At 67.9% G+C, this 11960-nt stretch carries 14 protein-coding genes; all 14 read left to right on the top strand.

The genetic code is table 11. From position 1 onward, the window contains the following. The first annotated feature begins 220 nt into the window (after positions 1-220). The 14 genes from AC1MB9_RS08415 (at position 221) to AC1MB9_RS08350 (ending at position 11954) form a co-directional block, all read left to right on the top strand. Entirely contained in the window at positions 221-1393 is a 1173-nt protein-coding gene (locus tag AC1MB9_RS08415; RefSeq protein ID WP_479961518.1) for a flagellin N-terminal helical domain-containing protein, read from the top strand. Between the two features lie 122 nt (positions 1394-1515). Further along, a complete protein-coding gene (gene fliD, locus AC1MB9_RS08410; protein ID WP_479961517.1) occupies positions 1516-2877 on the top strand; it encodes a flagellar filament capping protein FliD in 1362 nt (453 codons plus the stop codon). 11 nt (positions 2878-2888) lie between these two features. Beyond that, the gene (gene fliS, locus AC1MB9_RS08405) at positions 2889-3317 is read left to right on the top strand and encodes a flagellar export chaperone FliS (RefSeq protein ID WP_479961516.1); all 429 of its coding nucleotides are present in this window, start codon (positions 2889-2891) and stop codon (positions 3315-3317) included. After that, on the top strand, positions 3310-3615 hold the full coding sequence (locus AC1MB9_RS08400) for a hypothetical protein (protein WP_479961515.1): 306 nt from the start codon (positions 3310-3312) through the stop codon (positions 3613-3615). Before fliS ends, AC1MB9_RS08400 begins: the two co-directional genes overlap by 8 nt. 150 nt (positions 3616-3765) lie before the next feature. Further along, positions 3766-4107 (top strand): flagellar basal body rod protein FlgB, encoded by a 342-nt coding sequence (flgB, locus tag AC1MB9_RS08395; RefSeq protein WP_479964606.1) that lies wholly within the window; start codon positions 3766-3768, stop codon positions 4105-4107. After that, positions 4107-4499 (top strand): flagellar basal body rod protein FlgC, encoded by a 393-nt coding sequence (locus AC1MB9_RS08390; RefSeq protein WP_479961514.1) that lies wholly within the window; start codon positions 4107-4109, stop codon positions 4497-4499. The genes flgB and AC1MB9_RS08390 overlap by 1 nt, the downstream gene beginning before the upstream one ends. Before the next feature lie 20 nt (positions 4500-4519). Beyond that, positions 4520-4804 (top strand): flagellar hook-basal body complex protein FliE, encoded by a 285-nt coding sequence (gene fliE, locus AC1MB9_RS08385; protein WP_479964605.1) that lies wholly within the window; start codon positions 4520-4522, stop codon positions 4802-4804. Further along, on the top strand, positions 4804-6390 hold the full coding sequence (fliF, locus tag AC1MB9_RS08380; protein ID WP_479964551.1) for a flagellar basal-body MS-ring/collar protein FliF: 1587 nt from the start codon (positions 4804-4806) through the stop codon (positions 6388-6390). Before fliE ends, fliF begins: the two co-directional genes overlap by 1 nt. Then, the gene (gene fliG / locus AC1MB9_RS08375) at positions 6387-7403 is read left to right on the top strand and encodes a flagellar motor switch protein FliG (RefSeq protein ID WP_479964550.1); all 1017 of its coding nucleotides are present in this window, start codon (positions 6387-6389) and stop codon (positions 7401-7403) included. The genes fliF and fliG overlap by 4 nt, the downstream gene beginning before the upstream one ends. Beyond that, positions 7393-8001 carry a FliH/SctL family protein gene (locus tag AC1MB9_RS08370; protein WP_479964549.1) on the top strand — a complete coding sequence of 203 codons (609 nt, stop codon included), beginning with the start codon at positions 7393-7395 and terminating at the stop codon, positions 7999-8001. Before fliG ends, AC1MB9_RS08370 begins: the two co-directional genes overlap by 11 nt. Next, complete coding sequence (locus AC1MB9_RS08365) at positions 7998-9323, top strand: FliI/YscN family ATPase (RefSeq protein ID WP_479964548.1); 1326 nt, start codon at positions 7998-8000, stop codon at positions 9321-9323. Before AC1MB9_RS08370 ends, AC1MB9_RS08365 begins: the two co-directional genes overlap by 4 nt. Continuing rightward, positions 9320-9796 carry a flagellar export protein FliJ gene (locus tag AC1MB9_RS08360; protein ID WP_479964547.1) on the top strand — a complete coding sequence of 159 codons (477 nt, stop codon included), beginning with the start codon at positions 9320-9322 and terminating at the stop codon, positions 9794-9796. The genes AC1MB9_RS08365 and AC1MB9_RS08360 overlap by 4 nt, the downstream gene beginning before the upstream one ends. Continuing rightward, on the top strand, positions 9793-10446 hold the full coding sequence (locus AC1MB9_RS08355; RefSeq protein ID WP_479964546.1) for a C40 family peptidase: 654 nt from the start codon (positions 9793-9795) through the stop codon (positions 10444-10446). Before AC1MB9_RS08360 ends, AC1MB9_RS08355 begins: the two co-directional genes overlap by 4 nt. Continuing rightward, complete coding sequence (locus AC1MB9_RS08350; RefSeq protein ID WP_479964545.1) at positions 10443-11954, top strand: flagellar hook-length control protein FliK; 1512 nt, start codon at positions 10443-10445, stop codon at positions 11952-11954. Before AC1MB9_RS08355 ends, AC1MB9_RS08350 begins: the two co-directional genes overlap by 4 nt. The last annotated feature ends 6 nt before the right edge of the window (positions 11955-11960 follow it).

The raw sequence follows: 11960 nt of genomic DNA, 5'->3' as shown, positions 1-11960 counted from the left end.
CGTCGCGCCTCGACCGGCGGTTGTGGCACGTCTGCGCTGCGTCGCCCTCGTCGCTGGTCGAGGAGCGCCGTCTACGGCGCGTCTCGAGACCCCGCCTGACCCGCCCGTTCCGAAACTCGTCCCGCCAATCTCCTAACCCACCCGCACCCCCGGCCGATAGCTCTAGGTGTCCGGCCATGGATGGCCAGACGCACTAGACCCAATCACGGAGGAATACATCATGGGCATGCAGGTCAACACCAACCTCGCGGCAAACAACGCTTACCGCGCTTTGAGCACAACACAGAACGACCTGTCCAAGTCGTTGGAGAAGCTGTCCAGCGGCCTTCGCATCAACCGCGCAGCGGATGACGCGGCAGGCCTGGCTATCTCCGAAGGCCTGAAGTCGCAGGTCGGCGGCCTCACGGTCGCCAGCCGCAACGCTCAGGACGCCATCAGCGTTATCCAAACCGCTGAAGGCTCCCTTAACGAGGTGCACTCGATCCTGCAGCGCGTGCGCGACCTCGCCGTTCAGGCCGGCAATGACTCCAACAACGCCAAATCACGCGAAGCCATCACGACCGAGGTCACCGCGCTGACCGAGGAACTCAGCCGCATCGGTACTTCTACCAACTTCAACGGAACGAAGTTGCTGGATGGTTCCGCCACGGCGTTGAACTTCCAGATCGGCGCGGATGGCGCTGCCAGCAGCCAGATCAAAGTCGGCATCAGTGCGAACGTCTCCAACATCGCTGACGCCATCGGCACCAACAACAAGGGCAACGATTTTGTTCTCAATGATGCTGCTGCTGCACTGGTTAATGGTGCACAGGCCTTCACGGTCACTGAGGCCGACGGTGGTACCAGCCTTGTCACGACTGCTACTGTCGGTACCGCGAGCGCTTCCAACTCGGTTGCCGATATTGCCGCCGCGTTGAACGCCGATTCTGGTTTTTCGGACAAGCTCATCGCGTCTGTCACGCGCGATCCAAGCGGCGTCGCGACCGGGATCAACGTCAAATCATTGACCGGTGGAACTGTCAGTGCCACCGCTACTGGTGGTACGGCTCCCGACGGTCTTGCAGCCGGCGCGGGGGCAACGGGCGTTGGGGCACTGGACTTCACCACCGCAGCCGGGGCTCAGGCCGCGATCGGCCTGATCGATAGTCAGATTGAGGCGGTCTCCACCGCGCGCGCCAAGCTCGGTGCTGACCAGAACCGGTTCGAGAGCGTCATCAAGAACCTGGCCGTCTCCACGGAGAACCTCACGGCTGCCGGTTCGCGTATCCGCGACACCGACATGGCTGCGGAAATGGTCAACTACACGCGGGCGAACATCCTGTCGCAGGCCGGCACCGCCATGCTCGCGCAGGCGAACCAGTCCAACCAGGGCGTGCTGCAGCTCCTTCGCTGAACCGAAGGCGTAACCGCATCACCTGATTGAACGCGCGGGTATCAGCCGCGGGGCGAACTGGACCTCGCCCCGCGGCTGCCACCGTGTGCACCGTGTGACCCGACCGATTGAGAGGAGCCGCCATGTCGATGGCAATCGATGGACTGGTCAGTGGCCTGGACACCACCTCCCTGATCAACTCGCTCATGAAACTCGAGGCCGTTCCGCAGTCGCAGTTGCAGAGCAAGGTCGCCGCATCCACTTCTTTCATCTCGGCCCTCAGAGGGCTGAACTCGAGCGTGTCCAACCTGGGCACGCTCGCCACCAAGACCGCTAAAGACGGCGCCTTCGACCTGTACTCGGCAACGAGCAGTTCGACCGCCGCCACCGTCACCGCCTCCGCGACGGCCAGCGCCGGCCAGATTGACATCGTCGTCGACCAGCTGGCCCAACGCCAGGTATCGGTGTCAGACGCCGTCTCGGCCTGGCCGAGCGACAGCCTCAGCATCACCAACGCGGCCGGTGTGCGAACCGACATCACGGCGACGAGCACGAGCCTTGACGACGTCGTCACGGCCGTGAACAAGGCGGACGCCGGCGTCACCGCCGTCAAGGTCGCGGCCGGAACGAACGGCGGTGTTCCCGTTTACAGGCTTCAGTTCACCGCTGTCGGCACCGGCACGGCGGCCGGCTTCACCGTGGCCAACGGCGACGGCTCCGGCATTCCCGCCAACGACACGTCCGCCAACCTCACTCCGGTGCGGGTGGCGCAAGACGCCCAGGTAACCCTTTGGGCGGGCACTGCGGCCGCGCAGAGCGTCTCCTCCGCCACCAACACCTTCACGGATCTGCTTCCCGGGGTCTCCGTCACGGCCACCAAGGCGTCCGTCGACCCGGTGAGCATCACGGTCGCCCGCAACGACGCCGCGATCAGCACGATGGCGAGCGACCTGGTGAGCGGAGTGAACGGCGTGCTCGCGCTCATCTCCACCAAGTCGGCCGTGGTGAACAGCACGAACTCGGCGGGCGTTGCGGTGCTCTCGAGTGGCCCGTTCACCGGGGACAGCACGGTGCGCGATCTCAACCAGCGCGTGCTCACCGCGGCATCCGCTCCCGTCGACGGTCACTCGCCCAGCGAGTACGGAATCAGCATCACGAAGACCGGAACAATGGAATTCGATGCCACCAAGTTCGCCGCCGCACTCAAGGCGGACCCGGTGCGCACCAAGGCCGCCGTGCAGGAGATCGCCGCACGCGTCGCCGAGGCGGCCACCAACGCCTCCGACAAGTACGACGGCCAGATCACGGCGAGAATCACCGGTCAGGAATCCATGGTCAAAGACCTTGGAGACCAGATCATCGGCTGGGACCGTCGCCTCGCGTCCCGCCGCGCCACGCTCGAACGCACGTATTCGGGGCTGGAGGTGCAGCTGAGCAAAATGAACGCTCAATCAGCCTGGCTCACCTCTCAGCTCGCCGCTCTACCGACCTCGACGAGTAACTGATGACACTTCTCATGATGCCTAATGCCGATGCCCGACGCGCCCGCTACAACCGTGAGGCTGTTCTCAGCGCCACACCGGTGCGCCTCCTCACCATGCTCTACGACCGCCTGCTCCTCGACCTGAACCGCGCCGAAGCGGCCCAGGTCGCGCAGGACTGGGGCGTGGCGAGCGAGAACCTGCTGCACGCGCAGGCGATCATCTCGGAGCTCACCACGTCGCTCAATGTGGATGCCTGGAACGGCGGCGAGGGACTCTTCGCCCTCTACACCTACGCCTCCACCGCACTCATGGGCGCCAACGCGCACCGCGACGTGGCACGCACCCAGGAGTGCATCGCCCTGCTCGAGCCGCTGCGCCTCACCTGGCACGAGGCCGCCGAATCGCTCCCGGCCCAGCCGGTTGCCACCAACAGCACCGGCAACGCCCTCGGCTTTGGCTGAGACATCGCTCTGGGGCACCGTTCTCGACGAGCTCGAGCATCAGCTCGACGCCGCAAACCGGGCAGCCACGACGACGGATGCCGCTGATGTCTCGGTGCCGTGGCAACCACCCGCGCACATCGGGCCGATTCCCGCTCACCTGCAGGAACGCGCCCGGGACCTCCTGCTGTGCCAGCAGAAGATCATGCGCGAGCTCGACGATGCCCGGCTGGTCGCCGGCCAGCATCTCGCGGCGCTTCGGATGGTGCCGCCCGAGCGGGAGCTGAGCCGGTCGGTTTACCTCGACACGTCGGGCTGACGCCACCTACCTGCACATCCGCTGAGAAGTTTCTTTGCAGTACTACTAACGCGTACCCGCGAGCGGCCGATAGCTGACAGTGAGCACGGATCGCTCGTCAACTGGCCACGGATCGGCCGTCGGATTTTGTCGACGAAATGAGTATCCGTGCTGCTCCAATCCGTGACCTCTACGGCGCTCACCAGCGCCCTGGACGGCCTTGCTCTTCGTCAGCGCACGATCGCGAACAACATCGCGAACGTCAACACGCCCGACTACCACGCCCAGCGCGTCACCTTCGAAGACGCCCTCGCGCAGTCGGTGGAGGCGAGCGACGGAGCCGTCACGGCGAACACCGCGCGATCCATGGATCCCACCAACGTCAACGGCAACAACGTCAACCTCGACACCGAGACGCTCTCCAACATCGACACCGTGCTGCGGTACCAGTTCGCGGCCCGCGCCGTCGAGCTGCCGTTCACCGCGATGCGCACCGCGATGCGGACCAACTGATGACGTTCGACGCGATCGGCATCGCGGGTAGCGGCCTCACCCTGCACCGCCAGTGGCTCGACGCCCTGGCCGACAACATGGCCAACGTCAACACCGCCACGAGCACCAACGGAGACGCGTTCCAGGCCCGGTACATCGCCGCGCAGGAGGGCGACGGAATCTCCGGTGTCTACGCAACCGGCGCGTCCTTCGGTTCCGCCGAGGGTCGAATGGTGTTCGAACCCAGCAACCCCCTCGCCGACGAGGCCGGCTACGTGCGCTACCCCGAAATCGACCTGGCCGAGCAGATGGGCCAGCTCATCATGGCCCAGCGCGGCTACCAGGCCAATGCCGCCGTGGTGGACCGGGCCAAGACCACGTACGAAGCCGCACTGCAGATCGGACGTTCCTAATGCCCCTGAGCTCGATTCAGATGATTCAGGGCCTCGCCGGTGTGCAGGGCGCGACCGCCACGACGGCGACCACTCCCACCGACGGTGCCGGCTTCGCGACCGCGCTCACCGGGGCCGTTGACAACCTGCAGCAGATGCAGTCCACGTCGAACGCGCTGGCCGTCAAGGCCGTCACCGGAGACCTCACCGACATCCACTCCGCCACCATCGCCTCCACCCAGGCGCAGGTCACCCTGGAACTCGTCGCCGCCATTCGTAACAAGGGTGTCGACGCGTTCACCGAGATCATGAGGATGCAGGCCTGATGCCGGCCCAGGTCACGTCGGTGTTCCGGCGATTCGCAGACGGCCTTCGCGCCTTCACCGTTGCCCAGCGCACCGTCGCGATCATCGGCGTCGCCGTGCTCGTGCTCGGGGTCGCCGCGCTCAGCATGTGGGTCACCAAACCCGCCTACACCCCGCTGTTCTCCGGGCTCAGCGGCGTCGACGCCAACTCCATCGTCGAGCAGTTGCGAGCGGATGGCGTGGAATACGAACTCAGCGACGGCGGCGCCACCATCCTGGTGCCCGAGGCGAACGTCTACGACGAGCGTCTGAAGGCCGCCGCCGCGGGGCTTCCCACTTCCAGCACCGGGGGATACTCGCTGCTCGACAAAATGGGGGTCACCTCCTCCGAGTTCCAGCAGTCGGTCACCTACAAGCGCGCACTCGAGGGCGAACTCGCCTCCACGATCGGCGCCCTCGACGGCGTGCAGACCGCTTCGGTCAAGTTGGCCATTCCCGAAGAGAGCGTCTTCGTATCGACGAAGAGCGATCCGACGGCATCCGTTTTCGTGCGCACGAAGAACGGCGTGGTTCTCAGCACGAGCCAGGTGCAGGCCATTGTGCACCTCACGAGCGCCTCCATCGACGGCATGGCTGCCGACGACGTCTCCGTCGTGGATGCCGCCGGCACGGTGCTCTCCGCAGTGGGGATCGGCGCCACCGGCTCTGCGAACCAGCAGGCCTCCGCGTACGAGAGTCGCGTGCGCGATTCCGTTCAGAACATGCTGGACCGCGTCGTTGGCCCGGGCAACGCGACCGTCGTGGTCGCGGCCGACATGAGCTACGAATCGGCCCAACGCACCGAAGAGTCCTTCTCCACCCCGGTCGACGCCCCGGCGCTGAACGAGTCCGTGGACAGCGAGACCTACTCGGGTGCCGGCGGCGGAGGCGCGGCGGGAGTGCTGGGAGCCGACAACATCGCGGTGGCTTCGAACGGCGGTCAGGACGGAACCTTCAGCTCGGAGTCGACGACGAAGAACAACGCCGTGAACAAAATCACCGAATCGCGCACGATCCCGGCCGGCTCCATCAACCGCCAGACCGTATCGGTCGCCGTCAACAAGGACGCCGCCACCGGGATCAACGTGGCGGACGTCACGAGCCTCGTCTCGTCCGCTGCCGGAATCGACGTGGCGCGTGGTGACGCCGTGACCGTGGAGGTCATGTCCTTCAACCAGGCCGGCGCACAAACCGCCGCGGACGCTCTCGCCGCAGCCGAGAAGGCCGCGGCGGGTGCCCGACTCGCGAGTGTGTTGCGCATAGCGATCATCACCGCCGGCATCGTCATCACCCTGATCGTCAGCCTGCTTCTGTACGCGCGCCGCTCGCGTCGACAGACCCGTGAATCCGTCGATGTCGGTGACCTCAGTGAGATGCAGACCGGGATCGACTCAAGGAGCGCGCCCACCCAGCTCCTGCCGCCGATTCCTCCGAAACCGTCCCCGGCCGCCCGCGCGATGACGGAATTCGACACCCGCCGCGCCGAGATCGAACAGCTCGCCGAGAGCGACCCCCAGCGCACGGCCGAGTACCTGCGCAACCTGATGGATGACCGGCAGAACGCATGAGCGAGGTCATCACGGCGCTGACGGGCACCCAGAAGGCGGCCATCGTGCTCATGAGCATGGACCAGCAACTCGCGTCCATCGTCATGAAGCAGTTCTCCGACACCGAGGCCGAAAATATCGCGTCCGAGATCATTCAGCTGCGCAAGGTTGATTCACGGATCGCGGAGAACGCCCTCACCGAGTTTCACGAGATCACCCGGAACACCTCCCGCACCGGTCGCGGTGGCCACGAATTCGCCCAGGGCCTGCTTGAAGCATCATTCGGTGCCGAGCGCGCCGCCGGCGTGCTGACCCGCGTCGCCTCGTCGATGGCCGGCAAGGCCTTCGAATTTCTGGACACGGCCGAGCCGAGCGATGTGCTCAAGGAGCTCGAGGGCGAAATGCCGCAGACCATCGCGCTTGTACTCGCGCACCTGCGCCGAGAGCAGGCTTCCGCGATTCTTTCGGGCATGGAACCCACACTGCGCATCGACGTGGCCCAGTGCATCGCCACCATGGGGAGCGCCGCCCCCGAAGTGGTCCGCATCGTGACCGAGACACTCAAGCTGGGCGCCCGTACCGTTGTGGGGCGGGAAAGCGTCGAGGTCTTCGGAGGGGTGCAGCCGCTCGTGGAGATCATCAACCGCGCCGACGCCGCGACCGAGCGCGCCCTGCTCGAGGCCCTTGAAGAACGAGACCCGGCCCTAGCAGAAGAGGTGCGTTCGCGCATGCTCACCTTCGCCGACATCGTCAAGCTTGAGAGCCGCGACGTGCAGCAGGTGCTCCGCGGGATCGACACGAGCGTGCTCGCGGTCGCGATGAAAGGCACCTCCGGCGACGTGCTCACCGTCATCCGAGCGAACCTTTCCGAGCGCAACCGCGACCTGCTCGACGACGAGACCAAAAGCCTCGGTCCGGTGCGCGTCAGCCAGGTCGAAGACGCCCGCGCAGAGGTCGTGCGCTCTATCCGCGACATGGAGGCCCAGGGCACGATCACGGTTCGGCGCGGCGTGGAGGAAGAATATGTCAGCTGACGCCGGTTTCTCCAACGTCGCTTTCCCGCGCCTGCACGCCGTCGCCGATTCCCGTGGCGACGAGAAGGACCGCGCTGCCGGCCACGCTGCCGGCTACGCGGCGGGCCTGCGCGCCGCCGAAATCACCGCCGCAGCCCTCGCGGTGGAGCAGGCTGCCGAACACGCCGCCGTGCTGCGTCACACCGAGGCGAAATCCGACCGCGCAGTCCGTTTGCTCGCCGCCGCCGCCGAAGCGCTCGACCGCCGCACGGTCCCCGTGCTCCACGAGGCGGAGGGCACCCTGGTTCGCACGGCCCTCGACCTCGCGGAAGCGGTGCTCGGCGCCGAGCTGAGCCAGGGCGAGATCTCCGCACGGCGCGCCCTCGAACGCGCCCTGGGACAGGGCGAGCACACCGAAACACACAGCGTGCACATGCACCCCGACGACCTCGCCCTTCTCGGCGCCTCCACCCAGAGCGTGCCCGGGGTGCGGTTCGTGGCCGACGCCTCACTCGCCCGCGGAGACGCCGTCACCAAATTCGCCCACGGCTTTCTCGATGCCCGCATCGGCACCGCGTTCACCCGGGTCAAGTCCGCACTTCTGGAAACCCTCCCGTGAGCGCGCTGTCGGTCCTCGACGCAGCGGTCGGCACCGCGCGCCGCGCCGCGCAACCCCAACGCGTCGGCACGGTCACCTCCATCGTGGGGCTCGGCGTCGAGGTGCGCGGCCTCACGGCCGCCATCGGCGACCTCGTGAACCTCGGTGAACATCCCGGAATCGACGCGGAGGTCGTGGCAACCGGACCGAGCGGCATCCGCTGCATGCCGCTGGGACGCCTCACCGGTTTGCGTGCCGGTGACCGGGCGTCTGTGGCGAGCACGCCGCCGTTCGTGCCCACCGGCAACGGCCTCTTCGGGCGTGTTCTCGACGGCCTCGGCCGCCCCATCGACGGCAAGGGGCCGCTCAAGTCCGCCGGCCCGGTCTCGCTCGAGAACGCCAGCCCGTCAGCCATGCACCGCGCCCGCATCAGCCAACAGCTGCAGCTGGGCGTGCGCGCCCTCGACACCCTCACCACCGTGGGCAAGGGCCAGCGTATGGGGCTGTTCGCCGGCTCCGGAGTGGGAAAATCCTCGTTGCTCTCGATGATCGCCCGGGGAACGGATGCCGAGGTATCCGTCATCGCCCTGGTGGGGGAGCGCGGCCGCGAGGTGCGCGAATTTTTGGAGGACGACCTCGGCGAGGAAGGGCTCGCACGTTCCATCGTGATCGTCGCCACGAGCGACGAACCCGCCATGATGCGCCTGCGCGCCGCATTCACCGCCACCCGCATCGCCGAATCGTTCCGCGAGCAGGGTTCCGACGTGATGCTCATGATGGACTCGCTCACCCGCGTGGCCATGGCACAGCGCGAGATCGGGCTGTCGGTGGGGGAGCCCCCCGCCACGCGCGGCTACCCGCCGTCGACGTTCTCGGTGCTCGCGCAGCTGCTTGAGCGGGCCGGAACGGGCGAAACCGGGTCGATCACGGGCATGTACACGGTGCTCGTGGAGGGCGACGACCACAACGAACCGATTGCGGATGCCGCACGGTCCATTCTGGACGGACACGTTGTACTCGACCGCAAGCTGGCCATCGCCGGGCATTTTCCGTCGATCGACGTGCTCGCCTCGATCTCGCGGGTGGCATCCCGGGTGAACACGCCCGTGCACAATCAGGTGGCCACCACCCTGCGCAAGGTGCTTGCCGCCCGTCAGGGCGCCCAGGACCTGATCGACGTGGGCGCGTACCGGGAGGGCACGAACCCGCTCGTGGATGCTGCCGTGCACAACGAGCCCGCGATCACGGCCTTCCTGCAGCAGCGCATGGACGACCAGACGCCGAGTGCGGTGTCCTGGGAGCGGCTGAGCGCCCTCACCCGGCAGCTCGGAGTGGTCGCATGAAGCGTCTCTTTCCCCTCGCCGGACTGCTGCGATTGCGTCACCTCGAGCAGGACGAAGCCGCCGGCCGACTCGCCGTGGCCAATTCCCGCATGCAGGACAACGAATCGCGCCGTGACCGCGCCAGAGCGCAGCTGAACACCACGGCCGACTCACCGACGACCGCGGCGGCACTGCATGCCATGGCCGCCGCACGCGCGTCCTCGCGTAGCATGCTGGCCGACCTGGACGCGCTGGGCCAGGGTTACCGGGACGGCCTCCAGACCGCGCAGAGCGTCTTCAATGCCGCCCGAGCGGAATCGAAGTCCCTGGAAAAGCTCCAAGCACGACACGTCGATGCCGTTGCCGCCGCCGATCTGCAGGCCGAGCAGATCATCCTCGACGAGATCGCGTCCACGCGCTGGCACCGGGACCGCACCGCGGCCGAGAAGCGCGCGGATTCGATCCCGGGCGCCGATGGCGAGGAGTCGTCATGACGGTCGCGATGACGGATGCCCTCAGCCGCATCAGCCACATCCAGTCGATGCTGCACAGCATGGGCGCGGCGCAAGGCGCCGACAAGAGCGCGTCGGTGGCGAAAACAGGGGCCTCGGCCGCCGCCTTCGCCGCCACCCTCGCCGCCCAGACGGGCGCCGCGGATGCGACAGCGGTCGCGACTTCCGCTCGGTCCACGGCCACCGGGGCTTCCGGGACCGACGTGAGCAACGCCGCCCAGAAGTACCTGGGCGTGCCCTATGTGTTCGGGGGAGAGGACGCCACCGGAATGGACTGCTCCGGGCTCGTGCAGAAGGTATATGCCGACGTTGGCATAGAGGTGCCCCGGCTGGTGTCAGGCCAGATGAAGATCGGAACCGAGGTGGGGTCACTTGCCGAGGCGCAGCCGGGCGATCTGATCGTCACGGGCGGCGGCGACCACATTCTCATTTACGCCGGCAACAACAAGGTCATCCACGCGCCCTACCCGGGCCGCACGGTCAGCCTCGTCGACGCCTACATGACGGATGCCGACATCACGACTATCCGCCGGGTCATCCCCCCGGCGTCAACGGCCACCAGAGGTCTCGGCAGCACGAACGACATGTTCAGCGCCGCACTGGCCTCCTTCGGATCGGACGGTATGCGATGACGCTGCTAGTGACGAACGGGCCCGCGCGCCCCGGGCAGGGCGCGGGCCACCGGGCGCCGAACCCAGCCGGCGCGGGCGATTTCGCCTCCGCGCTGGAACAGGCGAGCACGCTCCGGCCGCGACCCGATCACCCCGGGAACAGCGAAAAGACCTCCGCTCCGAAGGGGCAGGGCGAGGCGTCGCGTGTGCCCCAGGCCCAGCCCGTCGCCCCGGAACCGTCAACGACACTGCCGAGTGCGGTGACCGCCGAATCCGACACCGCCGCGCGGGCGGCCGCGACGGCCGCCGACAAGGCTGCCACCGACACGACCGGCGCCGACACCGCAGACGAGAAACACGCGGGCCAGCCGCACGCCGCACACGCCCCGGCGACCGGCACCCCGGCCGCACCCGCGAACCCGCTGACCGCATTTGCCTGGCCCGCCTTTCAACCCCCGGCAGCCCCGAGCGGGGACGTCGCCGCAGCCGGCTCCGGGTCCGCAACAGGTTCCGGAGCCGCCACCGTCGCGGCCGTAACTGCAGCTGCAGCCGCCGCCGCCGCAACGGGTGCAGCAGGCACAGCAGGCACAACGGCCGCCACGGGAGCCACGCCGGCTACTGCGACGGCAGCGGCCGCCACGGGAACCACTCCGGCTGCTGCGACCGCAGCCGCCACTCCAGGCGCACCCGCGGCCGCCGCAACGGCCGCAACCGCATCCGCTGCGGCGCCGACCACCCCGTCACCGGGCGAAGCCGCGAAGCCGACCGCGGTCCCGACCGGGGCCGCGGCGCCCGCGGCCGGACAAGGGCAAGCACCCGTCGGCGTTGCCGCCGCAACGCCGACGAGCGCTGCCGCAGCGGCAAGCACGGCCGGTGCGGCCGCCGCACCGGGAGCCGCCACGACCGGCCAGGCACCCACGCGCACCGAGTTCCTCGTGGTCCCCGCCGGAGCCGCGAAGGCCGAAGCCGTGCGCATTGTGCGCACCGACGAGACAGCGCCGACAACCACCTCGTCGCTGCCCGGAGCTGCATCCGGTACCGCCGCCGTAACGCCCGCAGCAACGTCGGCGGCAACCGCGGCGCCGGCGCCGGCCGCCCCGCCGGTTCCCGCACCGCTCGCGGCGCAGGTTGCCAAGCCGCTCTTCACCCTGAGCGGCGCCAAAACGGGTGAGCACGTGCTCACGATCAACGTCACCCCCGAGAACCTGGGGCCGCTCACCGTGCGGGCGCATGTGACGGGCGACAACATTCGGGTGGAGATCTTCGCCCCCACCGACCTCGCCCGCGATGCCCTGCGCGCCATCCTCCCCGACCTGCGCCGCGACATCGCGGGCTCGACCCTGAACGCCCAGCTCGATGTGTCGTCGCAGAACTCGTCCGGCGATCCTCGGGCATCGGATGCCGGACGCGCTCGGGATCAACGCCCGCCGCCGGGAAGTCCCAGGGGCAGCGACGGCGACGAACCGCCACCGCATCCGCCCCGCAGTTTTTCCTCCACCTCCTCATCGACCATCGACGTGATGGCTTAGGCAGAA

Source organism: Cryobacterium sp. AP27 (genome assembly GCF_056680495.1).
Note: the sequence above shows the minus strand (reverse complement) of the source record. Positions and strands in the feature narration are given on the sequence as shown.

Excerpts from the sequence above, each read along its gene's own strand:
- AC1MB9_RS08415 (WP_479961518.1), top strand. The coding sequence starts at position 221 with ATGGGCATGCAGGTCAACACCAACCTCGCGGCAAACAACGCTTACCGC.
- fliD (WP_479961517.1), top strand. The coding sequence starts at position 1,516 with ATGTCGATGGCAATCGATGGACTGGTCAGTGGCCTGGACACCACCTCC.
- fliS (WP_479961516.1), top strand. The coding sequence starts at position 2,889 with ATGATGCCTAATGCCGATGCCCGACGCGCCCGCTACAACCGTGAGGCT.
- AC1MB9_RS08390 (WP_479961514.1), top strand. The coding sequence starts at position 4,107 with ATGACGTTCGACGCGATCGGCATCGCGGGTAGCGGCCTCACCCTGCAC.
- fliE (WP_479964605.1), top strand. The coding sequence starts at position 4,520 with ATGATTCAGGGCCTCGCCGGTGTGCAGGGCGCGACCGCCACGACGGCG.
- fliF (WP_479964551.1), top strand. The coding sequence starts at position 4,804 with ATGCCGGCCCAGGTCACGTCGGTGTTCCGGCGATTCGCAGACGGCCTT.
- fliG (WP_479964550.1), top strand. The coding sequence starts at position 6,387 with ATGAGCGAGGTCATCACGGCGCTGACGGGCACCCAGAAGGCGGCCATC.
- AC1MB9_RS08370 (WP_479964549.1), top strand. The coding sequence starts at position 7,393 with ATGTCAGCTGACGCCGGTTTCTCCAACGTCGCTTTCCCGCGCCTGCAC.
- AC1MB9_RS08360 (WP_479964547.1), top strand. The coding sequence starts at position 9,320 with ATGAAGCGTCTCTTTCCCCTCGCCGGACTGCTGCGATTGCGTCACCTC.
- AC1MB9_RS08355 (WP_479964546.1), top strand. The coding sequence starts at position 9,793 with ATGACGGTCGCGATGACGGATGCCCTCAGCCGCATCAGCCACATCCAG.
- AC1MB9_RS08350 (WP_479964545.1), top strand. The coding sequence starts at position 10,443 with ATGACGCTGCTAGTGACGAACGGGCCCGCGCGCCCCGGGCAGGGCGCG.